This window comes from Ensifer sp. Root558 (assembly GCF_001427045.1).
GTDB lineage: Bacteria > Pseudomonadota > Alphaproteobacteria > Rhizobiales > Rhizobiaceae > Ensifer > Ensifer adhaerens.
Genome location: NZ_LMGC01000035.1, coordinates 276,187 through 294,439 on the forward strand (window position 1 = coordinate 276,187; position 18,253 = coordinate 294,439).

General features: G+C 61.0%; 30 protein-coding genes and 1 tRNA gene. 11 read left to right on the forward strand and 20 right to left on the reverse strand.

What is annotated here, in order from left to right:
- Positions 1-214: 214 nt before the first annotated feature.
- Complete coding sequence (locus tag ASD63_RS27640; RefSeq protein WP_034791027.1) at positions 215-844, forward strand: invasion associated locus B family protein; 630 nt, start codon at positions 215-217, stop codon at positions 842-844.
- A gap of 79 nt (positions 845-923) precedes the next feature.
- On the opposite strand, the gene hspQ is transcribed toward ASD63_RS27640, so the two are convergent.
- The 3 genes from hspQ to ASD63_RS27655 form a co-directional block, all read right to left on the reverse strand.
- On the reverse strand, positions 924-1,253 hold the full coding sequence (hspQ, locus tag ASD63_RS27645) for a heat shock protein HspQ (RefSeq protein ID WP_034791060.1): 330 nt from the start codon (positions 1,251-1,253) through the stop codon (positions 924-926).
- 283 nt (positions 1,254-1,536) lie between these two features.
- Positions 1,537-2,946, reverse strand: a complete 1,410-nt coding sequence (glnA, locus tag ASD63_RS27650) for a type I glutamate--ammonia ligase (RefSeq protein ID WP_034791062.1) — start codon at positions 2,944-2,946, stop codon at positions 1,537-1,539.
- Positions 2,947-3,011: 65 nt separating this feature from the next.
- On the reverse strand, positions 3,012-3,350 hold the full coding sequence (locus ASD63_RS27655) for a P-II family nitrogen regulator (protein WP_003528058.1): 339 nt from the start codon (positions 3,348-3,350) through the stop codon (positions 3,012-3,014).
- A gap of 99 nt (positions 3,351-3,449) precedes the next feature.
- Between ASD63_RS27655 and ASD63_RS35335 the strand changes: the two genes are divergently transcribed.
- Together ASD63_RS35335 and ASD63_RS27660 are read left to right on the forward strand one after the other, a co-directional pair.
- Positions 3,450-3,599: a hypothetical protein gene (locus ASD63_RS35335; protein WP_156552955.1), complete on the forward strand. Its 150-nt coding sequence runs from the start codon at positions 3,450-3,452 to the stop codon at positions 3,597-3,599.
- Between the two features lie 94 nt (positions 3,600-3,693).
- Positions 3,694-5,169, forward strand: coding sequence for an NAD(P)H-hydrate dehydratase (locus ASD63_RS27660; protein WP_060530032.1), 1,476 nt, complete (start codon positions 3,694-3,696; stop codon positions 5,167-5,169).
- A 68-nt stretch (positions 5,170-5,237) separates the two neighbouring features.
- Here the strand turns inward: ASD63_RS27660 and gpt are convergent, their stop codons facing one another.
- On the reverse strand, positions 5,238-5,735 hold the full coding sequence (gene gpt, locus ASD63_RS27665; RefSeq protein WP_034791068.1) for a xanthine phosphoribosyltransferase: 498 nt from the start codon (positions 5,733-5,735) through the stop codon (positions 5,238-5,240).
- 129 nt (positions 5,736-5,864) lie between these two features.
- Positions 5,865-6,620, reverse strand: a complete 756-nt coding sequence (locus ASD63_RS27670; protein ID WP_034791070.1) for a competence/damage-inducible protein A — start codon at positions 6,618-6,620, stop codon at positions 5,865-5,867.
- Between the two features lie 164 nt (positions 6,621-6,784).
- On the opposite strand from ASD63_RS27670, the gene wrbA reads away from it, so the two are divergent.
- The 3 genes from wrbA to ASD63_RS27685 all read left to right on the forward strand — a co-directional run bounded on the left by wrbA (position 6,785) and on the right by ASD63_RS27685 (position 8,155).
- Positions 6,785-7,384 (forward strand): NAD(P)H:quinone oxidoreductase, encoded by a 600-nt coding sequence (gene wrbA, locus ASD63_RS27675; RefSeq protein ID WP_034791083.1) that lies wholly within the window; start codon positions 6,785-6,787, stop codon positions 7,382-7,384.
- Positions 7,385-7,613: 229 nt separating this feature from the next.
- Complete coding sequence (locus ASD63_RS27680) at positions 7,614-7,856, forward strand: DUF2188 domain-containing protein (RefSeq protein ID WP_034791085.1); 243 nt, start codon at positions 7,614-7,616, stop codon at positions 7,854-7,856.
- Positions 7,857-7,936: 80 nt separating this feature from the next.
- Positions 7,937-8,155, forward strand: a complete 219-nt coding sequence (locus ASD63_RS27685) for a hypothetical protein (RefSeq protein ID WP_034791089.1) — start codon at positions 7,937-7,939, stop codon at positions 8,153-8,155.
- Between the two features lie 84 nt (positions 8,156-8,239).
- On the opposite strand, the gene ASD63_RS27690 is transcribed toward ASD63_RS27685, so the two are convergent.
- From ASD63_RS27690 to ASD63_RS27710, 5 genes are all read right to left on the reverse strand, one after another.
- Positions 8,240-8,324, reverse strand: a tRNA-Leu gene (locus ASD63_RS27690).
- 96 nt (positions 8,325-8,420) lie between these two features.
- Complete coding sequence (locus ASD63_RS27695) at positions 8,421-9,491, reverse strand: tyrosine-type recombinase/integrase (RefSeq protein ID WP_060530033.1); 1,071 nt, start codon at positions 9,489-9,491, stop codon at positions 8,421-8,423.
- Positions 9,460-9,720, reverse strand: coding sequence for a hypothetical protein (locus ASD63_RS27700; RefSeq protein WP_060530034.1), 261 nt, complete (start codon positions 9,718-9,720; stop codon positions 9,460-9,462). Before ASD63_RS27700 ends, ASD63_RS27695 begins: the two co-directional genes overlap by 32 nt.
- Entirely contained in the window at positions 9,717-10,103 is a 387-nt protein-coding gene (locus tag ASD63_RS27705; RefSeq protein WP_060530035.1) for an HNH endonuclease, read from the reverse strand. Before ASD63_RS27705 ends, ASD63_RS27700 begins: the two co-directional genes overlap by 4 nt.
- The gene (locus tag ASD63_RS27710) at positions 10,096-10,659 is read right to left on the reverse strand and encodes an HNH endonuclease (protein ID WP_060530036.1); all 564 of its coding nucleotides are present in this window, start codon (positions 10,657-10,659) and stop codon (positions 10,096-10,098) included. Before ASD63_RS27710 ends, ASD63_RS27705 begins: the two co-directional genes overlap by 8 nt.
- A 71-nt stretch (positions 10,660-10,730) precedes the next feature.
- Here ASD63_RS27710 and ASD63_RS27715 point away from each other — a divergent pair, with 71 nt between their 5' ends.
- Positions 10,731-11,027 (forward strand): hypothetical protein, encoded by a 297-nt coding sequence (locus ASD63_RS27715; RefSeq protein WP_060530037.1) that lies wholly within the window; start codon positions 10,731-10,733, stop codon positions 11,025-11,027.
- 20 nt (positions 11,028-11,047) lie between these two features.
- Here the strand turns inward: ASD63_RS27715 and ASD63_RS27720 are convergent, their stop codons facing one another.
- The 10 genes from ASD63_RS27720 to ASD63_RS27765 form a co-directional block, all read right to left on the reverse strand.
- Positions 11,048-11,410, reverse strand: coding sequence for a hypothetical protein (locus ASD63_RS27720; RefSeq protein WP_060530038.1), 363 nt, complete (start codon positions 11,408-11,410; stop codon positions 11,048-11,050).
- Positions 11,407-11,847, reverse strand: a complete 441-nt coding sequence (locus tag ASD63_RS27725) for a hypothetical protein (protein ID WP_060530039.1) — start codon at positions 11,845-11,847, stop codon at positions 11,407-11,409. The genes ASD63_RS27720 and ASD63_RS27725 overlap by 4 nt, the downstream gene beginning before the upstream one ends.
- Positions 11,844-12,257 (reverse strand): recombination protein NinB, encoded by a 414-nt coding sequence (locus tag ASD63_RS27730; protein ID WP_060530040.1) that lies wholly within the window; start codon positions 12,255-12,257, stop codon positions 11,844-11,846. The genes ASD63_RS27725 and ASD63_RS27730 overlap by 4 nt, the downstream gene beginning before the upstream one ends.
- Position 12,258: 1 nt before the next feature.
- Positions 12,259-13,212 (reverse strand): hypothetical protein, encoded by a 954-nt coding sequence (locus ASD63_RS27735; RefSeq protein ID WP_060530041.1) that lies wholly within the window; start codon positions 13,210-13,212, stop codon positions 12,259-12,261.
- Positions 13,209-13,457 carry a hypothetical protein gene (locus ASD63_RS27740; RefSeq protein ID WP_060530042.1) on the reverse strand — a complete coding sequence of 83 codons (249 nt, stop codon included), beginning with the start codon at positions 13,455-13,457 and terminating at the stop codon, positions 13,209-13,211. The genes ASD63_RS27735 and ASD63_RS27740 overlap by 4 nt, the downstream gene beginning before the upstream one ends.
- A complete protein-coding gene (locus ASD63_RS27745; RefSeq protein ID WP_060530043.1) occupies positions 13,457-14,434 on the reverse strand; it encodes a hypothetical protein in 978 nt (325 codons plus the stop codon). Before ASD63_RS27745 ends, ASD63_RS27740 begins: the two co-directional genes overlap by 1 nt.
- Position 14,435: 1 nt before the next feature.
- The gene (locus ASD63_RS27750; protein WP_060530044.1) at positions 14,436-14,672 is read right to left on the reverse strand and encodes a hypothetical protein; all 237 of its coding nucleotides are present in this window, start codon (positions 14,670-14,672) and stop codon (positions 14,436-14,438) included.
- Complete coding sequence (locus ASD63_RS27755; RefSeq protein ID WP_060530045.1) at positions 14,672-14,908, reverse strand: hypothetical protein; 237 nt, start codon at positions 14,906-14,908, stop codon at positions 14,672-14,674. The genes ASD63_RS27750 and ASD63_RS27755 overlap by 1 nt, the downstream gene beginning before the upstream one ends.
- The gene (locus tag ASD63_RS27760; RefSeq protein WP_060530046.1) at positions 14,908-15,132 is read right to left on the reverse strand and encodes a hypothetical protein; all 225 of its coding nucleotides are present in this window, start codon (positions 15,130-15,132) and stop codon (positions 14,908-14,910) included. Before ASD63_RS27760 ends, ASD63_RS27755 begins: the two co-directional genes overlap by 1 nt.
- A gap of 421 nt (positions 15,133-15,553) precedes the next feature.
- Complete coding sequence (locus tag ASD63_RS27765) at positions 15,554-16,246, reverse strand: XRE family transcriptional regulator (RefSeq protein ID WP_090427134.1); 693 nt, start codon at positions 16,244-16,246, stop codon at positions 15,554-15,556.
- Positions 16,247-16,329: 83 nt separating this feature from the next.
- Here ASD63_RS27765 and ASD63_RS27770 point away from each other — a divergent pair, with 83 nt between their 5' ends.
- Genes ASD63_RS27770 through ASD63_RS27785 form a run of 4 tightly spaced genes read left to right on the forward strand, consistent with a single transcriptional unit; the run spans position 16,330 to position 18,048 of the window.
- On the forward strand, positions 16,330-16,548 hold the full coding sequence (locus ASD63_RS27770) for a Cro/CI family transcriptional regulator (RefSeq protein WP_060530048.1): 219 nt from the start codon (positions 16,330-16,332) through the stop codon (positions 16,546-16,548).
- Entirely contained in the window at positions 16,545-17,522 is a 978-nt protein-coding gene (locus ASD63_RS27775) for a GapR family DNA-binding domain-containing protein (RefSeq protein WP_060530049.1), read from the forward strand. The genes ASD63_RS27770 and ASD63_RS27775 overlap by 4 nt, the downstream gene beginning before the upstream one ends.
- Positions 17,519-17,845 (forward strand): hypothetical protein, encoded by a 327-nt coding sequence (locus ASD63_RS27780; RefSeq protein ID WP_060530050.1) that lies wholly within the window; start codon positions 17,519-17,521, stop codon positions 17,843-17,845. Before ASD63_RS27775 ends, ASD63_RS27780 begins: the two co-directional genes overlap by 4 nt.
- Positions 17,845-18,048 (forward strand): hypothetical protein, encoded by a 204-nt coding sequence (locus tag ASD63_RS27785; protein ID WP_060530051.1) that lies wholly within the window; start codon positions 17,845-17,847, stop codon positions 18,046-18,048. The genes ASD63_RS27780 and ASD63_RS27785 overlap by 1 nt, the downstream gene beginning before the upstream one ends.
- The last annotated feature ends 205 nt before the right edge of the window (positions 18,049-18,253 follow it).

The following is an 18,253-nucleotide window of genomic DNA, read 5'->3' on the forward strand; positions in this document are numbered from 1 at the left end:
GGATGAATCCAACCGATCCGCGGTCCAAATTCCGCCTAGTATGAAGTCAAAAAATGACAGGAAACACTGGATAATCGAAGCGAGCCAATGTAACAGGTGTTTCCGGAAACGGGGTCATGCATTTGCCTTATTTGGCCAACAGGACAACGGCGGCTGACGATACTCACCTGCGGAACAACTGTTCCGTTACCGGATTTCAGGAGACGGAATCACAATGATCTTCAAGTCGAATATTGCAAAACGTTCGGGCATGGCAGCGCTGGCGCTCACTGTAGCTGCTGCGGGCGTTCCGAGCGTTGCGTCTGCACAGCAGGCTGGCGGCAAGCCGCCGCAGGGCTGGTTCAAGGTTTGCACCAAGCAGGAAGACAACGATGTCTGCATCGTTCAGAACCTGCTGACCGCCAACAACGGCCAGCTCGTGACCGCTGTCGGCCTCATCACCGTCTCCGGCAAGGTCAACCGCAAGATCATGCAGGTTTCCGTACCGTCCGCGCGCCTCATTCCGACCGGCGTTCAGATGCAGATCGACGGCGGCAAGCCGGTCAAGCTCGACTACGCCATCTGCATGCCCGACAAGTGCGTTGCAGAAGCGCCGCTTTCCGACCAGCTGATCGCCAGCCTGAAGAAGGGCAATGAGGTCGTCTTCACCTCGGTCAACTTCCAGCGCGCTCCGAACCCGATCAAGATGGCCCTGACGGGCTTCACCGGTGTGTTCGACGGCGAGCCGATCGAGCAGTCGCAGCTCGAAGAGCGTCAGCGCCTGCTGCAGGAAGAGATGCAGAAGAAGGCCGAGGACGCGCGCAAGAAGCTTGAAGAAGCCCAGAAGGCTGCCAAGCAGAACTAAGCGGTCCTCCGCAAACTCATAAAGAAACGCCCGGACCTCGCGGTCCGGGCGTTTTCATTTGTTCGAGAGCGCAGTTGCCTTAGTGCCGGAACGTCGCCTTGGGCCTGTAGTGGCCGACGCCATCCTTGTCGAACAGGGCATCGACTTGCGCGTGGCGCATCGGCCGGTCGCTGTCGTCGAATTCCAGGTTCTGCTCGGAGACGTAGGCGACATACTCGCTGTCGTCGTTCTCGGCGAACAGGTGATAGAAGGGCTGATCCTTGCTCGGGCGGATCTCCTGCGGAATGGCGTTCCACCACTCCTCGGTGTTGGCGTATTCCGGGTCGACGTCGAAAATGACGCCGCGGAACGGGAAAACCCGATGGCGAACCACCTGTCCGATCTCGAATTTGGCGTTTCTCTGTTTCATGACGCAACACATCCTTTCAGGAGATTATCTGGGTTGGCGAACCCAAAACATCAATAGGGAATTCCCTACACCCTCCATTGATCGATCTCGCCGCGCGTGTCCCGCGGACGCGCAAAAGTTGTTGGCAACATAATATCACACAATTCGACGGTTTCGTGCCGCTCCTTGTTCAGGGCGCTCGCAATCGTGCGCGCCAAAGAAAAGGCCGGCGGCTCCGTTTGAGGAGCCGCCGGCCCTTGAGCACGGCTTGAACCGGTTGCCGATGCCGCCGGTTCCAATGGTTTTAGACCGAGTAGTACATGTCGTACTCGACCGGATGCGGGGTCATTTCGAAGCGCATGACTTCCTGCATCTTAAGTTCGATGAAGGAATCGATCTGGTCGTCGTCGAAGACGCCGCCGGCCGTCAGGTACTTGCGGTCCTTGTCGAGGCTTTCCAGCGCTTCGCGCAGCGAGCCGCAAACGGTCGGGATCTTCTTCAGTTCCTTCGGCGGCAGGTCATAAAGGTCCTTGTCCATGGCCTTGCCGGGGTGCAGCTTGTTCTTGATGCCGTCGAGGCCGGCCATCAGCATGGCTGCGAAGGCGAGGTAGGGGTTGGCGGTCGGGTCCGGGAAGCGGACTTCGACGCGCTTGGCCTTCGGGTTGGTGCCGAACGGAATGCGGCACGAAGCCGAACGGTTGCGTGCCGAATAGGCGAGCAGAACCGGTGCTTCATAGCCCGGGACGAGACGCTTGTAGGAGTTCGTCGACGGGTTGGTGAAGGCGTTCAGCGACTTGGCATGCTTGATGATGCCGCCGATGAAGTAGAGGCAGGATTCCGACAGGCCGGCATATTCATCGCCGGCGAAGGTCGGCTTGCCGTCCTTCCAGATCGACAGGTGTACGTGCATGCCCGAGCCGTTGTCGCCGAAGATCGGCTTCGGCATGAAGGTTGCCGTCTTGCCATAGGCATTGGCGACCTGGTGCACGACGTACTTGTAGATCTGCATCTTGTCGGCGTTGCGCACCAGCGCGTCGAACTTGACGCCGAGCTCGTGCTGGGCGGCGGCCACTTCGTGGTGATGCTTTTCGACGGTGACGCCCATTTCGGACAGGACCGTCAGCATTTCAGAGCGCATGTCCTGGCAGCTGTCGATCGGCGGAACCGGGAAGTAGCCGCCCTTGACGCGCGGGCGGTGGCCGAGGTTGCCGGTCTCATAATCGGTGTCGTCGTTCGACGGCAGTTCCGAGGAGTCGAGCTTGAAGCCGGTGTTGTACGGGTCGGCCTTGTACTTGACGTCGTCGAAGACGAAGAATTCTGCTTCCGGGCCAACGAAGACGGTGTCGCCGATGCCGGATGCCTTGAGGTAGGCTTCAGCCTTCTTGGCCGTGCCGCGCGGGTCGCGGTTGTAGGATTCGCCCGAAACCGGATCGAGAATGTCGCAGATGATGACCATCGTCGACTGCGCGAAGAACGGGTCCATATGCGCTGTTTCCGGATCGGGCATCAGCACCATGTCGGACTCGTTGATGGCCTTCCAGCCGCCAATCGAGGAACCGTCGAACATGACGCCATCGGCGAACATGTCTTCGTCGACGCAGACCACATCCATCGTTACGTGCTGCAGCTTGCCCTTCGGATCGGTAAAGCGCAGGTCGACGAACTTGACGTCGTTGTCCTTGATTTGCTTCAGAATATCGCTTGCAGTCGTCATTTGCCGTTATTCCCTGTGTGAGATGACGAGGATTTGAAAAGAACCGGGCCGAACGGCCCGTGATGTCAGATGGCGTCGAGGCCGGTTTCGCCCGTGCGAATTCGGATGACTTCTTCCACATTGGAAACGAAAATCTTTCCGTCACCAATGCGGCCGGTTTGCGCGGCGTTGCGGATCGCCTCGATGACGGCCTCCGCGTTTTCATCCGCCAGCACGACTTCGACCTTTACCTTCGGCAGGAAGTCCACCACGTATTCGGCGCCGCGATACAGCTCCGTGTGACCCTTCTGCCGCCCGAAGCCCTTGGCTTCCGTGACGGTGATACCCTGCAGACCGACTTCCTGAAGGGCTTCCTTCACTTCGTCGAGCTTGAAGGGCTTAATGATCGCTTCGATCTTTTTCATGAGAAAATGTCTCTCCGCTTCTCCCTTGAAAGCAGGATCATGCCCGCTCGCCCTGAATATGCACGTTGCATGCCAGTTTTTCTGCGAAAATCTGTCAGAATGACAAAAAATCTGCTGTCGGCGCGCCGATTGCGGGATTTCCATACCTTCGGCGGGCGCGATCTGCCTATTTTTTATGATTTCCGATCGAAAGATGCCCGCTTCTTGCGGCGTCTCCGCGTCATTGCTGACGCAAAGCTTGTTATTTGAGCAACAATTATGTGCAAGTGCATGATTTTAAGGCAATCGTGGTGGCGGCGCTGAGGCCTTGCTTCACGCGCGTGGGCATGGATAAGTCTGGCGTATGCGCTCCGACCTTCAGCACCTGTTGATCACGCCCGCCGAAATGACGGCAATCGACCGGGCGGCAGCCCAATCCGGCATCGATAGTTTTACGCTGATGCGCAACGCCGGACTGGCGGTGACGGCGGCGGCCCTGCGACATTTTCCGGATGCCCGCCGCTTCGTCGTGCTCTGCGGTCCAGGCAACAATGGCGGTGACGGGTACATCGCAGCCCGCGGCCTTGCCGAAAGCGGGGCGGATGTCGCGGTGTTCGTCCTCGGCGATCCCGCCAGGCTTCAAGGAGATGCAGCGCGGGCCTGGTCCGACTGGAGTGGTCCTGCTGCGCCAATCTCTGCATTCGAACCACAGGCTGGCGATGTCGTCATCGATGCGCTCTTTGGGGCGGGCTTGTCACGCGACCTCCCTGACGACGTCGTTCACCTTATAGAACGGGTCAATGCCAGCGGCGTTCCGGTCGTTGCCATCGATCTGCCGAGCGGCATCGACGGCCGGACGGGCGAGATCCGGGGCGCCGCCTTTGCCACTCGCCACACTGTCACGTTCATGGCGCCCAAGCCCGGTCATTGGCTTCTGCCCGGGCGATCCCTCTGCGGCACACTCAAGGTGTTCGATATCGGCATTCCCGCGCGCATTGTGCGTGCCGGCGCAGGTTCGCTGCGCCTCAACGCGCCGTTCCTCTGGGCGGGCTGGGGAGGTGACCTGGCGGCCTCGACGCACAAGTTCAAGCGCGGGCATCTGGTCGTTTTCTCAGGCGACCGCCAGGCAACGGGCGCGGCGCGACTTTCGGCGGCAGCGGGCCTTGCGGCTGGCGCTGGCCTCGTTACCGTCGCCACCGGCAAGGCCGCGCTCGGCATCAATGCGTCTCATCTGACGGCGGTGATGGTGAAGGAGATCGACGGAAGCCGGGAGCTTACCAAATGGCTGCAGGACCAGCGCCTGGGCAGCTTCGTGCTTGGGCCGGGTTTTGGCATCGGCAAGAAGGCGAGGGACTTTGCGCTTGCGCTCTGCGATCGCTCTCTGGTGCTCGACGCCGATGGCATCACCTCGTTCCAGACGAACCCCGGCGAACTGTTCGCGGCGCTGGCGAAAGGTGGCGGGCAAATGGTGATGACGCCGCATGATGGCGAGTTCGCTCGCCTCTTTCCGGAGATCGCCGGTGACGACGGGCTTTCGAAGATCGAGAAGGCGCAGGCCGCGGCGCGGGCGAGCCATGCCGTGATCGTCTACAAGGGCGCCGACACCGTCGTTGCCGCGCCGGACGGGCGGGCCGTCGTCAACAACAATGCGCCGCCGTGGCTGGCAACCGCCGGATCGGGGGACGTACTTGCCGGCATCGTCGGCGCACATCTGGCGAAAGGAATGCCGGCCTTCGAAGCGGCGATCGCAGCGGTCTGGCGCCATGGCGCAGCCGGGGCCAAGGCAGGGCCAGGCTTGACCGCTGAAACGCTGATCGGCGCGATACCGCCGATCAGTTGATCGTGAGCGCACAGGCGACAAACCACCTCTTGAGAGGCGACGTTCGCGGTGTCCGCCCAGATGCGCTATCAGCCGCGCGTGCCCTTGGCGATCGGCTCCTGGTAGGTGAAGCCCAAGTCCCAGGGGAAATAGATCCAGGTGTCCTGGCTGACTTCGGTCACGAAGGTATCGACGAGCGGCCGGCCCTTCGGCTTGGCGTAGACGGCAGCGAAATGCGCCTTCGGCAGCATTGCCCGTACTTCGGCCGCGGTCTTGCCGGTGTCCGTCAGGTCGTCGACGATCAGCACGCCTTCACCGCCGTCCTTGGTGATTTCAGGCGTGATGCCCTTCAGCACTTTCATCTGCCCCTGCGTGTCGTAGTCATGGTAGGAGGCGACGCAGACGGTTTCGATCATCCGGATATTGAGTTCGCGCGAAATGATCGCAGCCGGAACCAGGCCGCCACGGGTGATGCAAACCATGGCACGCCATTCCTGGCCGTTGTCGGCCAGCCGCCAGGCAAGCGCCCGGGCATCGCGGTGGAACTGGTCCCAGGAAACGGGAAAGGCTTTATCGGGCAGCGACATGGGTGGGCTCCGGCTTGTCTGAACGAGGGTAAGGCGAAGCGTCCGGCAGATCGGGCAGGCGGGAACGCGTCATCCTGATTTGCCGACATGCAATAACGGCATTGAGGCCTTGAGTGCAAGGGCTTCGCGCTATCCCTTTGCCCGCGCGTCGGCGATTGCCTGGATCATCGCCTGGACATCAGCCTCCGCTGCAGCAAGCGCTTCCGGATCGCGGGCCCGCACGACGATATCCGTCGAGAAGGTCTTGCCGTCAAATTTCGGGTAGGAGCCGATGCTCGTCTCCGGATGGTTCTTCTGCACTTCGGTCAGCGGGCTGCCGATATCGCCCTCGCCGAAGGGCGAGCGTACGGTGCGGGAGAGGAGGGGCGAGCCGACGTTCAGGCCGGGCAGCAGCGCGTCGAGCATGGCCTGGAAGACCTGCGGCACGCCGGCCATGACATGCACGTTGCCGATGGCGAAGCCAGGCGCTGTCGATACCGGGTTGGGGATATGGCGTGCACCGAGTGGCATGCGCGCCATGCGCTTGCGCGCGTCGGTAAACTCCATGTTGCGGCGTTCGTACATGGCGCCGAGCAGCGCCATCGCCTCGGACTCGTAGATGCATTCGACGCCGAAGGCGCGAGACACGGCGTCGGCCGTGATGTCGTCATGCGTCGGGCCGATGCCGCCGGATGTGAAGACGTAATCGTAGCGGCTGCGCACCGCATTGATCGCCTCGACGATCGCCGCCTCGTCGTCGGCGACGATGCGCACTTCTTTCAGGTCGATGCCGACCATGGTCATCATGTCGGCGAGGTGACCGATGTTCTTGTCCTTGGTTCGCCCCGACAAAAGTTCGTCGCCGATGGCGACCATGGCGGCAGTGACGACTTTTATGCTGCTCATCGGGTGATCCTGTTTGTTTAGTCAGTCATTTAACAGTGAATTATTATTGTTCACATTGCGAGAACAGTCTGTTTCCCGGACGGCTCCTGGCATGCGGCTGCATTTTGATAAATCTTCCGCGCAGCAGTGATCAAGTGGGATCGCTTGTATCCAAAGGAGCAATTATGGCCAAGGTTCTCGTTCTCTACTATTCGGCATACGGACACGTCGAAACCATGGCTTACGCCGTGGCCGAAGGCGCCAAGTCTGCCGGCGCCGAAGTCGACGTCAAGCGCGTTCCGGAACTGGTGCCGGACGAGATCGCCAAGGCCTCTCATTTCAAACTCGACCAGGCCGCGCCGATCGCCCATGTCGAGGAGCTTGCCCAATACGACGCGATCATCTTCGGCGCCGGGACGCGCTTCGGCACCGTTGCTTCGCAGATGCGCAACTTCATCGATCAGACGGGCAGCCTGTGGGCGTCTGGCAAGCTGGTCGGCAAGGTCGGCTCGGTCTTCACGTCCTCGGCCACCCAGCATGGCGGTCAGGAATCCACGATCCTCGGCTTCATTCCGACGCTGATGCATCACGGCATGGTCGTCGCTGGTCTTCCCTATGCCTTCCAGGGCCAGATGGGCCTCGACGAAATCAAGGGCGGCTCGCCCTATGGCGCCTCGACGATCACCGATGCCGACGGCTCGCGCCAGCCGTCCGAGGTCGAACTCCAGGCGGCCCGCTTCCAGGGCGCACACGTCGCCAAGATCGCTGCGAAGCTTTCGGCCTGATCATTTCGACGCAATCGTTTCAAGAGCTTAGGCGGCGCCGCAAGGGGCCGCCTTTTTGTTTTGCGGCTAGCCTTTCCGGGTGATTCGCGAATGTGGCAATTCGTACCACACTTGTGCTAATATCCGCGGCGTTCGGCATTGAGTATGCCTTTGACGAGGAGGAATGCAGGGCCGTGCGGCAACGGCCCGCCGAAGACGGAAACGTCTTTCGGATTATCGGGAGGGAAGTATGGCGCGAATTACGTACACCATCGTTCCTCATGACGGCGGATGGGCCTATAAGGCCGCCGACGCCTTTTCGGAACCCTTTCCCAACCGCGAAACGGCGCTTGCCGCCGCCAAGGCCGCCGCCGCCGAACAGCAAGTCGGCGGCGACGACGAGGAGATCAGCTTCCAGGACGAAGAGGGCCACTGGCACTTCGAACACACGGATGGCGGCGATCGGCCTGAAGCGACCGTCGAAGACGGCTGAAACGGTCAAGGCGACCGGCTCATTGCGAACACATAGCGTTTAGTATTGCGTGCACACCATCTCTCCACGGAGGATATTCGATGCACTACAGCGTTCAGATCTTCACCTGGACCCCGCGGCAGGGTGTCCACCAGGTCGGATCGGCAATCGAGGTGGACGCCCCCAATTCCAAGGCGGCAGCGGTCTCGCTTCTCGGCCTCAGGCTGGAAAACCAGGGATGCGCAACGAAACTCGCCGTCCGCGTCTGGCACGACGACGCCTACCAGGCGGAATGCGATTGTTATTACTACAACAACTGAGCGGCCAGTCTCGCCGGCGCAACGTCTCGCTCTCCTGAGAGCGTCGGATGCGCCTATCCTGTTGATCCTTGAAAACCGATTGCCTGGTGCGGGCGGCGGGGATCGAACCCGCACAGCCAAGGCCGAGGGATTTTAAGTCCCTTGCGTCTACCAGTTTCGCCACGCCCGCATGCAGCCTAAATCAGATACTTAGGCCCTTTCGTCAAGGGAATGTTTTGCAGGTTTTCCTTCGCGTTTTGCAAAATACGTTCGCGAGGCGTTCCCGTCACTTCTTCGTTTTGCCCTTGAATGCCCTGATAACCTTGGCCTCATTCTCAACGTGGCGGGTGTAGTGAGCGCCCATGCGCTCCGATTTGTCGCCCAATGCGGCGGCAACGTCTCCAGTCTCAGCACCTGACCTCTTCAGATCGGCGGCATATGTCGTCCGAAGGCCGTGCAGGGTAGTTCCTTCCCCGATATGACCCTTCTCCTCAAGGTCACGCAGGTAGTGGCTGACAGCCGTCTGCATCTGCACCTCCGATTCCCACGGCGTTCCGTCCTGGCGCGTGCAAATCTCCAATGCCGTGCGGTCTAGCCCGTCGAGATGATCCTGAAGCTCGACAACAGCCGGAACCATCACCAGCTCTTTGTTCTTGTTCGCCACCTTCTGGAAGCATTTCCAGCCATAGACAGGATGCGCCCCATAATCCTTCCATCGTAGCTTGACGATGGTCTGCCCCCGGTAGCCGGCATAGCGCGCGATGATCATCGGGCTGAGGAGATATCGCGGCGCGTTGGCGGCGACATAATCCCATTCGTGCGCCTGCCATTCGCGGTTCGCGTTCGGGTCTGACTTGTGGCACTTGTCGATACCGAGGGCTGGGTTGCCCTGCATCTTCTTCCGCTTCACAGCCTGGGTGAACATCGAGGAGAGCGCCGAAATCATTTTGTCGGCGAAGCGCGGCCATTTCTCTTTCGCGCACCGGTCGCGCAGGTCGTAGAGATCGGCCTGATTGATGTCGGCGAGCGCGAAATCGAACTCTGGTCGCAGATAACGGAAGGCGGCGGTGTAGTCGTCTTTCGTCGCTTGGGCGAGGGTCTGATACTTCGGGCAGTCGTTTTCGAACCACTCGACGAGAGAACCAAGGGTGCCTTCGGGGTACACCCGCTTCATATTGCGCAGCCGCGGCGCATTGTAGGCCGCCATGAAGTCGGGCATTTCCATGCGCTTGTACAGATCGTCTTTGGTGCCGACGAAGCCGCCGAGGAGCTTTTCCTTCGTGTCGCGGACGTAGACGTACCATTTCCCCCGCGCCTGGACGATGTTAAGCCCTTCCAGCTTCACCGTGACCACCATAGATCCGCTCCCCGAATTTCCGTCTTGGCGCGGTATTCTGCTTGTTTGGATCAAGCATGGCTAGCCAGTCGTCGATGCTCGACCGCAAATAGCGCTCGCCTCGGGCCGATTGGGTGAATTGTAGCGGCTTGACCGGACAGACCTTCTTGAAGGTATCAGCGCAGAGGCCGCAGTAGGCTGCAGCTGTTTTCAGATCCATCGCTGCCGGCCAGTAGGGAAGAGCGCTCATCGAACGACTTCTCCCGTTCTGCGGTCAACGACCGTGCCGTCCATGCAGCGCTTGAAGCGCGGGTGGGACAGGCTGGATTTCGGCTTAGCGATGCGCAGGTGCTTCTTGCGGGTGCGGGCGATCTTGGATTTGACCTTCATCTCGACCGCTGTCTTCCGGCGGTGAGGCTCACGCTTGGCCGGGAATAGGTTGGTCTCGCGGTGCTCGCCGCCGAGGATCAGAGCGACACGATGGTCAAAGTCATATTCGTCTCGAAGGGTATCGATCTTCTGCCCTGTCAAATGGCAGGTGAAGTTTTCGCGCTCTAGGATGCGGAGCTTCACCCGGTCGGGGATCTTCTGATTGTCATGGCGAGCGATCCATTCCGGAACGGTTCTAGACATGGGAGAGCCTCACAGGAGATGACGGGTTGAACGTGTGGTGTACCGACTTCGCCGTCAGATAGGCGGCATAAGCCTCTGACGCATCGTCGAAACGGCCCAAGTGGATTTGCTGTCCATCAACGCGAATTTTCGCTCTCCACCGACTGGTCTGCTTGCAAAACGACACGCCTGGGAGGCCCGACGTGTTGTTTGACCGCACTGATTGGTTCTGCATATTCTCTCCGCGCGAGCATGGGCGAAGGTTCGCGAACCGGTTGTCCGACCTATTGCGGTTCGCGTGATCAAGATCGGCGTCCGGCCATCCGCCAGTCACATAGAGCCATGCCAGGCGGTGCGCCTTGTAGAGGACGCCATCGACGGCGATCAGGCGATATCCGTGCCCATCGATGCAGCCAGCTTCCTTACCAGCCCACTTTGTGTTCCAAGACGAAGGTAAGTCGTGGCGAGCCTTCCACGTGAAGACTCCCGACAGCCGGTCGTAGTGCAAGGCCTCCAGCAAACGAGCTTGAGTGAGCGGCGGAACCTGCTTGCCGATCCATTCGGGGAGGCTGAGCATCAGAATGCCTCCCCGTACGGAACTTTACCGACAGCATCCAGTTCGTCTTCTAGATGGAAAGGAGCCGAAACATGAAAGCCGCCAAGGTCAACGAGACCGAAACGAACAAGACGATGCCGGAGCCCATTGCAAGGCCACGCCCGCCGGAGATGGATCTTGAGCCGATTCCGTTGCCAGACCGATCTGGAGCGGATGCCAGCGAACGGCAAGCCGATCAGGGCCGGGTACCGCCGGTTCCGAGCCGCGATGAAGCCAACTTGGAACCGGATGAGGCCTTGCCGGAAGATGGCGAAGAGGACATCCTCGACGACGACCCGGGGCGAGAAAAGACCCGCTTCGACGAAGAGGTTCCCAAGAGCAGCCGATAGACGTTGCTGTCGGTTTGACATCAAGCATCCTCCCTGACGATTTTCTGGACGCGCTTGATCGTCTTCCCCTTGAGGCGAACCACGCGCAGGACGCGGGCCCTGTCGCAAGCGAACGATAGGCCATCGACGCGGGCGTCCGGATCGGGTTTCAGTTCACCGACGGGCTCGACCTCATAGAGCTTGCCACGGCCAGAAAAATGCATCGCGGCGTAGATCATGGCCCCGCCAGCGTCGGTGGAGACATAGACCTTGCTGGGGTCGCAGACGCCGGCCGCGCCGAACCGAGCCGTTGAGGGCGCGCGGGTCTTGGCTGGTGGCAACACGAACTGGCCGACCGAGAGGCCGCCGTAGCCGCCGTGGAAGTAGCGAACGGGTCCGGTCATGCTGCCACCGCCTTCTCGGTGAGGCGGACCGATGCGGTGCGAGCGAATTTCGCGAAAGTCAGATCGCAGAAGCAATCCGAGATATCCAGCCAAAGGCTGTACTTCGCCTTTGCCGCAGACACCGCGACCACTGCCTGCGTCTGCCCCTCATAGGTCACGTCATAGAGGCGGTGCTTGTCGCCGATCTGTTTGAGGTGCGCGGCGAGCGCCTTCCGACCGGCGTCGGTGACCGAGAAGTAGGCCATGCCTCGCACAAGCCCATCAAGCTGCCAGTTCTCGGACGCGCCGAAGGCTTTGGCCTCCTGACTGTCCACGCCGGTCGTAAAATGGTTGCGGTAGGTCTCGCCCATCGGGTCGACCGGGCGGCCGAGCGCATGGTCGATGTGATCGAAAGCCTTGTCTTCGAGATAGCGGTTGACGCTCGGGTTGCTGGTCATGCTGCTGCCTTCGATTTCGGTTCGGACCAAATGACGTGGTGACGGGCTCCGAAGGCGAAGATGATCTCGATGAGATCGGTCATCTCGTCCTTGGACAGGTCGGATGAAGACGTGCCGAGCGGGACAAAACCGGTCCCGTCGGTATTCGGCACGAGGCGAAGCTGGTCGTGTTTCTCGCGGCGCAGCGCGTCCAGCATGACCAGTTTCCAATCCTCGGGGGTGAGTTGCTGGCCGTGCCAGGCAAGTTGCAGCGACAGGTCGGTGAGCATCGCCCACATGCGATCGTTCTGCGGCGTCGTGCGCTTCGGTCCCTTGAACTCGACGCGCGTGTCGACTGGCGCACGCATGATCCAGTCGATTGCCTTGCGGCGGAACGTTTCGTTCGCCAGAACCAGAAGCGCGCGGCCCATCTCAGCCCCCGTTCAACGGTGCGAGTTGAGCGAGGCGACGATCGCGGATGGCGAAGGCCGTATCGATCATGTCGGCGTGGCCGTTCGTTTCGAGCACGGCCGGCGCGTCGAAGTCGTTCCAGATCTCCTCGACCTCAACGTCGTCCTTCGCGCCGGCAAGGCCGGTTTCGATCTGCTCGAGGAAGTCGCCAAGGTTGAATTCGAGTTCGGTCGACTCGGTGACCGGAGCGACTTCGACCGTCTCTGCAGCCTTGGCTGGCGGGGCAGGAGGGGCCGGGGGCTTCGGCGGCAAAGCCGGCTTCTCTGGCGTGATATCCCGCATCGTCTCGACTTCGTCGATCTCGCGAACTTCGAACTCGTCACGGATGCCGCCGAGGACATCGCCGAACAGTTCGCGCAGGCAGTAGCCAGCGGCGCGCCATGCCAGCATGCGCTGAGGGAAGCGATACCACGGGCTATCGTTCGGCTTCTGCTCGTTCTTCTTGTCCCACTTGTTCCACTTGGTGACGATGGCCTCGGTCTGCCAAAGGCCGGCACGCTCCGCGTCTACCTGTGAGAACTCCACTCGCTTGTCTTCGCTGGTGTCGAGACGCTTAGCCTCGCAGAAGCCAACCATCTTGCCATTCCGTTCCTCCCATCCGGTTCGGAGATAGGCGACCTTGCCGGACATACGGACGACGTTGATCAGGCCGTCGCCGTAAAGCGCCGGCTTGCCGTTGATGACGGTGAAGCTGCGAAGGCTGACCATGGGCTTCAGGCCGAGCTCGGCGCCCGACATGATGGCGACCGCGACGGCTGCCGCCGCATCATCGCCGGTGAGCTTGCCGACCAGCGCCGACGGCGCCAATCCGGAAGCGACGACAGCGCGCGCGACGCGCAACGTCTCCTCGAAGGTCTGGGGGACGATAGCCATGACCTGGCCGCCGGCGGTGAGGGCTGGGATATGGGCGTTCATGCGCCTTCTCCTTCAACAGCTTCCGGCTCGACGACGCGGACGATCTTCTTCTGCGCCAGCTCGGATTCCGGCTTGATCGCCATGACCTCGACGGTGGTTTCGCCGCGGGCCGTCTCGACGACGACCTTGTCGCCGACGTTGACCACTAGGCCCTCGGGGATGAAGTAGTCGTAGGTCTTCTCGTCCTTCTGCCACTTGAACTTCACGGCAGCGACGGCGAGCGAAATGGTGGTTGCGTCGGTCATTAGGCAGCCCTTTGCTCTTCGAAGCGCTCAACACCATCAAGCTCGACGCCGGCGCGGATCGCGCGGTTGGCGAGCGTCTCGACGAGCGCTTTCATTTCGGGATGGTTGCTCAAGGCTTTGATGGCCTTGTCGTAGTCGACGATGCGAGCCGAGACGAAGGTCCGGAGCGAGACGCGGGCGCCAGTGCGGCCGGCCTGCGCCTTCTGGGCCTGAGCCGCCTGTTCCTGCTGGTTGGCTTCTTGCTGCAGGCGTTCTGCCTCGGCCTGCGCGGCGGTGTCGCTGACGTCTGCCTGGGCGGCGAGTGCTTCAGCCTCGCGACGCTTGCGTTCGGCTTCGTCGCGCTCGCGCTGCTGGCGCTCGTATTCAAGGCGCTGCTGCTCCTGCAGGAACGGCGTGACGTGCGCCTTCAGCTTCTTGGCGAGCGTGTCCGGATCTTCCTTGAGAGAGCGCCACTTGTTGTCGACCGAGCGGCCAGCGTCGAGGTGCGGTTGCTTCTCGACCTTGTGCAGGCTCTCGGCCTTCGTTTTGATGGCGGTCAGCCGCTTCGACCAGATCGCCGCCTTGTCGGCTTGGTCCTGGGTCTTGATCGGCGTCTTCATGAACGCCTCGGCTTGCTCTTTTTCGGACAGAAATTCGAGCTTCAGTGCTTCGAACGGATCAGCCGGAAGATTGTGGCCGGCGGCGGGCGCCGGCGGCTCGTCATCCCAGCCGGCGCCCTCGATCGCCTTTTGATAGGCTTCGTAGCTGACCGGGTGCGTGCGGCAGAAGTTCCAAGCGTCGCCAGCGTCGACCATGCGCTCGCCGCGCATCGCCAGCCAGGAGCCGGCCTCGTCGAGCCAGATCGCCACCGGTTCCCACTGGCCGCCCTTGAAGCGCGTGCGGTAGTAGCCCTGTTCAGGCTGGCCCTCGTGCATCGGGCCGACGTTGCCCGCCAGCGCGTTCTGCCACCAAGTCCAAATGCTTGTTTCTGCGGTCATGTTAGACGGCCCTTTCAGCTACGATTTTGCGGTGGATCTCCTCGGTGTTCGCAAAGCCGATCGCCATGAAGGCGAGGAGGGCGGCGAGGAGGATGATGAAGGTGGCGGCGCCAAAGCTGGCGCGGTTGAACTCGGCAAGCTCGTCCAGGTCGATGCTGCGGGCTGGCTCGATGCGGCAGTGACCGCACTCGCAGTACCGCTCGGCGGGCGAGCACGCGTATTGGACAGGGCGGTTCATTACAGAGAAGCCCCGATCGTCGGCGCGAACTCGCGCGCAGCCAGGCGTCCGCGGTTCTCGTATTCACGCTGGTCGATGTAGAAGCCTTCGCCGAAGCCGGAGGCCCGCAGGATCGACAGAACATCGTCGACGGCGCGGTTGTAGACTTCGTCCTCGGACGTGTGCGAGGCGCCGCCAAGGGCTTCGACCTCGCGGTACAGTTCGTGCAGCTTCACGCGGCGGGGCTTGAAGGACATTACGCGGCCTCCTTCTCGATCGAGGGCGTTGCGGTGAAATCGGGATGATTGGCGACGCGCTGATAGGTCTCGACCGTGCAGCCGGGGTAAGCGGCCAACTCTTCGTAGGCCTCGTCTTCATCCCTGAACTCGACTGCATCGGCGTCGTCGTAAGAGAAGAAGCCGTCGATCGTCAGGAACCGGCCAACCTCGTCTTGGATGCTGTATCGGGTGACCATCGCCATTTGCTTCGTTCCTCATCCAGCGCCTTGCTGTAATGAGATATAAGCATAGCTAGAAAATGCATTCAAGCAAAACTTTAAAGCAAAACTAGAAAACGCCTCTCGACTCTTTCATGAAAAGAATCAATGTTTGAGAACGAATAGTGAACATAGGAGAAGGGAATGGGGCTGCCGACGCGCGAGCCACTCTTGGGAGAAGTGGCGTCCGTATCTGTTGAGTGTTCAGATTGTGGGAGGTCGCGCTGGTGGCAAGCCGGGCAGTTGATGCGCTTCCCTGGGGTCTTCCCAGGCACGCCATTGGCGAAGCTGTCAGCCCGGCTTACTTGCTCGGCGTGTCAGGAAGACGGGCTGCCGGGCAAGAGCATTTCCGTTCAGGCCTTATTTGTGAGCGAGAGCGCGCGCGTTCGGGCAGAGGCTCACGTCCTCAATAGCCGAGAAGTTCTGCCAGAGGTATCACGCGCCATAGCGCCTTTACGGCGTACCGGTTGAACGTCAGTTCCTTCGGTGGGTTGTACTGGCTGACGATGACTTCTGAGGCCGTCCGTCGAACGAAGTACTTGATGTAGGATTTACCGACGTCGCCCTCATTCTCAGGGAAAAGTTCGATCACGATGTGATCGCCAGGCACTGGTTCCCGGCCGCCGACGTAGATGAGCTCGCCGGGGAAGTAGCGCGGGATCATGCTGTCGCTGATCGTATGAAGCGCGAAAGCCTTGGCGACGCCTGTCAGGCCAGGCGGTCGGCGAACGAAACCTTGGCGTTCGCCATTGAACCTGAAATCGCCATCGTCGCCACCGGCAGTGGTGCCCAGGACCTCAATATCCATTGGGCCAGTAGGCGGCGGGGCAGGGTCGGTCACGCGCTCGGCGTCGGCGAGTGGCTCATCTGTTAGGCTGACCACTTCGCCATGGCTAAGGGCGCCCTGATCGACGCGAAGGAAATCGGAAAGCGCAATGAGATTCTCGGTCGATGGCAGGTTTTTGCCGCTCTCGTAATTCCCGATCGCCGCCACATGCACGCCGAGGTGCTCGGCAAGCTGTCGCATTACAAGCCCGCGCTGCTTTCGCGCCTGCTTGATTGCTGCTCCCACGATCTTGGCTTTTTCCTTCGTATCCATGGCCAGCATGTGAGTGATCAAGCCTCATATCGTCTATAAAAGTTTTGCTTGAAGAGATTTTCTAGTTGTGCTTATAATTCGGCATGAGCACAGAACCTCTCCCACTCACACTGGTTTTCAAGCAGGCAGGCAGCGCCAGCGAACTGGCGCGTCGGCTTAAGATCACGCCTTCCGCTGTGTTGCAGTGGGACAAGGTCCCCCCGACACGGGTTCTGGAAGTGGAAAGGATCACGGGAGTTTCGCGGCATTTGCTGCGGCCCGACATCTTCGGCGCGCGCCCTATCGAAGGGGTGACGGCATGAGCGCCGAAGGTCAGATCAAAGCGTTCATCGACCGCATTCTGCGCCTCAAGGAAGAGCAGGACGTCATCGGCGACGATATCCGCGACATCTACGCGGAAGCCAAAGGCATGGGCTTCGATAAGACGGCCATGGGCAACGTCGTCGCTCATCTGCGCAAAGTCGCGAAGAAGGGTTCCGAGACGGTCGCTGAGCAGGGCGCCATTTTCGACATCTATCTCGCAGCTTACGAGGGTCATGCGCCTGCGCCCGCCCGCGTACGAGAAAACATTGAGAAATTTGACCCGCTGACCGGCGAGTTCCTCGATGACAACGTCGACCCGAAGCTGGCACACACCATCGTCACCGGCTTGCAGACCGAGATCGGTCGCGCCGCGCTGACCACTGCCATCGACATCATGATCGCCCGCGAAGAGGCGGAAGAAGATCCCGTAGCGAACGTCGGGGAGGGGGCAACCGGCACGACAGCTGCTGCTTCCGGCGATCCGGCTAGTAGGGCCGATGATGAGAGTGAGCGTCAGCACTCCTCGACGGTCGGCTTTGCTGACGATTGCCGAACCGGAGGCAAGGAGCAGTCGGATGCGTCCGCTGCACCGGTAGGGGATGCCGCCGCTTATGCACATGGCATCCCCGCTCTTTCCGAGAAAGCCACCGTCGCCGCTCAAGGCGAAGCGACGGGATCCCACAGCGACCAGCGCGAGACCGACCGCGAGGCGGCGGCAACTGGCGTCGGCGCCAACGAAGGAGGCGAAAATGTAGAGAGCAGCGGATTGCCCGCAGGTCTCGAAGGAGGCCCCGTCAACCTTGAACCCACTGGCCCGGTGGCTGAATGGGCAACCTCTCTCACCGCCAAGCCACCATCCCCGTTGAGGCCGCATTGCCGGCAGCCGGAGGCATGCGGCGGCTACGGCCGGAACCACTGCCACACATGCGCGAAAGCAATGCGCGAACGCGAACCTGCGGAGGAATTGGCATGATCGGATCGAAGTCATCGTGGTGGTCCCGCGCTTCCAAGGACCAGAAGCTCGCCCAGATCGACGGCGGGATTGATTGCGGCATCAGCGCCAAGCACATCGCAATGAACGTCGGCACCAGCGTGAGTGCTGTGCACGAGTTCGGTCGGCGGCATGGCCGCAGGTTCATCGGGAAGCCGACGCCGTCTCATCTCCGGATCGCCGGTAGCATCGCAGGTCTCACCGCCGCTCGTCGGCGCGGCAAGCCTGACTGCGAGATCGTCACGGCCTTTTCCATCTTCGGCGACGAGGCCAACGAGCAACCGATGTTCGATGAGGTGGCGTGATGAGCACATTTCTTGTCCTCGCCGGATTTGGCGGTCTCGCAATCATTGGCGCCGCCATTTGGCGTGACGGATGCGACGACATCGCGCGGCTCATCTCTGAACGGCGCGATCTCAAAGCCGAAAATGAATTCCTGAAACTGACCGATGACGAGCTGGCGGAACTGATCATCTCCGATCTTCGCCGCGCAATCATCCTGAATTGATCGCGTTCTCCTCCTCCCTCGCGATCAACGAGAGCCCCAGTCTTCCTCCTCCCGGCTGGGGCTCTCAACCCGAATTCGGATCCTCTTGTTCGCCAGGCGCATGACCACGGCTTGAACAGCAGACCCCAATGGAATGGCCGGTGACGAGGCGGGTTCGTCACCGGCGGCAGAGCCAAGTTGCGGCGGGGCTCTGCGGAACTGAATG

What these genes read in the sequence shown, in the direction of transcription:
- ASD63_RS27750 (WP_060530044.1), bottom strand. Translation starts at nt 14,672, where the DNA reads ATGAACCGCCCTGTCCAATACGCGTGCTCGCCCGCCGAGCGGTACTGC.
- ASD63_RS27655 (WP_003528058.1), bottom strand. Translation starts at nt 3,350, where the DNA reads ATGAAAAAGATCGAAGCGATCATTAAGCCCTTCAAGCTCGACGAAGTG.
- ASD63_RS27745 (WP_060530043.1), bottom strand. Translation starts at nt 14,434, where the DNA reads ATGACCGCAGAAACAAGCATTTGGACTTGGTGGCAGAACGCGCTGGCG.
- ASD63_RS27640 (WP_034791027.1), top strand. Translation starts at nt 215, where the DNA reads ATGATCTTCAAGTCGAATATTGCAAAACGTTCGGGCATGGCAGCGCTG.
- ASD63_RS27680 (WP_034791085.1), top strand. Translation starts at nt 7,614, where the DNA reads ATGGCGCGAATTACGTACACCATCGTTCCTCATGACGGCGGATGGGCC.
- ASD63_RS27660 (WP_060530032.1), top strand. Translation starts at nt 3,694, where the DNA reads ATGCGCTCCGACCTTCAGCACCTGTTGATCACGCCCGCCGAAATGACG.
- ASD63_RS27720 (WP_060530038.1), bottom strand. Translation starts at nt 11,410, where the DNA reads ATGACCGGACCCGTTCGCTACTTCCACGGCGGCTACGGCGGCCTCTCG.
- ASD63_RS27785 (WP_060530051.1), top strand. Translation starts at nt 17,845, where the DNA reads ATGAGCACATTTCTTGTCCTCGCCGGATTTGGCGGTCTCGCAATCATT.
- ASD63_RS27765 (WP_090427134.1), bottom strand. Translation starts at nt 16,246, where the DNA reads ATGGATACGAAGGAAAAAGCCAAGATCGTGGGAGCAGCAATCAAGCAG.
- ASD63_RS27695 (WP_060530033.1), bottom strand. Translation starts at nt 9,491, where the DNA reads ATGGTGGTCACGGTGAAGCTGGAAGGGCTTAACATCGTCCAGGCGCGG.
- ASD63_RS27685 (WP_034791089.1), top strand. Translation starts at nt 7,937, where the DNA reads ATGCACTACAGCGTTCAGATCTTCACCTGGACCCCGCGGCAGGGTGTC.
- ASD63_RS27670 (WP_034791070.1), bottom strand. Translation starts at nt 6,620, where the DNA reads ATGAGCAGCATAAAAGTCGTCACTGCCGCCATGGTCGCCATCGGCGAC.
- ASD63_RS27710 (WP_060530036.1), bottom strand. Translation starts at nt 10,659, where the DNA reads ATGCTCAGCCTCCCCGAATGGATCGGCAAGCAGGTTCCGCCGCTCACT.
- gpt (WP_034791068.1), bottom strand. Translation starts at nt 5,735, where the DNA reads ATGTCGCTGCCCGATAAAGCCTTTCCCGTTTCCTGGGACCAGTTCCAC.
- ASD63_RS27735 (WP_060530041.1), bottom strand. Translation starts at nt 13,212, where the DNA reads ATGAACGCCCATATCCCAGCCCTCACCGCCGGCGGCCAGGTCATGGCT.
- ASD63_RS35335 (WP_156552955.1), top strand. Translation starts at nt 3,450, where the DNA reads ATGACAAAAAATCTGCTGTCGGCGCGCCGATTGCGGGATTTCCATACC.
- ASD63_RS27700 (WP_060530034.1), bottom strand. Translation starts at nt 9,720, where the DNA reads ATGAGCGCTCTTCCCTACTGGCCGGCAGCGATGGATCTGAAAACAGCT.
- ASD63_RS27715 (WP_060530037.1), top strand. Translation starts at nt 10,731, where the DNA reads ATGAAAGCCGCCAAGGTCAACGAGACCGAAACGAACAAGACGATGCCG.
- wrbA (WP_034791083.1), top strand. Translation starts at nt 6,785, where the DNA reads ATGGCCAAGGTTCTCGTTCTCTACTATTCGGCATACGGACACGTCGAA.
- ASD63_RS27780 (WP_060530050.1), top strand. Translation starts at nt 17,519, where the DNA reads ATGATCGGATCGAAGTCATCGTGGTGGTCCCGCGCTTCCAAGGACCAG.
- ASD63_RS27725 (WP_060530039.1), bottom strand. Translation starts at nt 11,847, where the DNA reads ATGACCAGCAACCCGAGCGTCAACCGCTATCTCGAAGACAAGGCTTTC.
- ASD63_RS27740 (WP_060530042.1), bottom strand. Translation starts at nt 13,457, where the DNA reads ATGACCGACGCAACCACCATTTCGCTCGCCGTCGCTGCCGTGAAGTTC.
- ASD63_RS27705 (WP_060530035.1), bottom strand. Translation starts at nt 10,103, where the DNA reads ATGTCTAGAACCGTTCCGGAATGGATCGCTCGCCATGACAATCAGAAG.
- hspQ (WP_034791060.1), bottom strand. Translation starts at nt 1,253, where the DNA reads ATGAAACAGAGAAACGCCAAATTCGAGATCGGACAGGTGGTTCGCCAT.
- ASD63_RS27760 (WP_060530046.1), bottom strand. Translation starts at nt 15,132, where the DNA reads ATGGCGATGGTCACCCGATACAGCATCCAAGACGAGGTTGGCCGGTTC.
- ASD63_RS27770 (WP_060530048.1), top strand. Translation starts at nt 16,330, where the DNA reads ATGAGCACAGAACCTCTCCCACTCACACTGGTTTTCAAGCAGGCAGGC.
- ASD63_RS27775 (WP_060530049.1), top strand. Translation starts at nt 16,545, where the DNA reads ATGAGCGCCGAAGGTCAGATCAAAGCGTTCATCGACCGCATTCTGCGC.
- ASD63_RS27730 (WP_060530040.1), bottom strand. Translation starts at nt 12,257, where the DNA reads ATGGGCCGCGCGCTTCTGGTTCTGGCGAACGAAACGTTCCGCCGCAAG.
- glnA (WP_034791062.1), bottom strand. Translation starts at nt 2,946, where the DNA reads ATGACGACTGCAAGCGATATTCTGAAGCAAATCAAGGACAACGACGTC.
- ASD63_RS27755 (WP_060530045.1), bottom strand. Translation starts at nt 14,908, where the DNA reads ATGTCCTTCAAGCCCCGCCGCGTGAAGCTGCACGAACTGTACCGCGAG.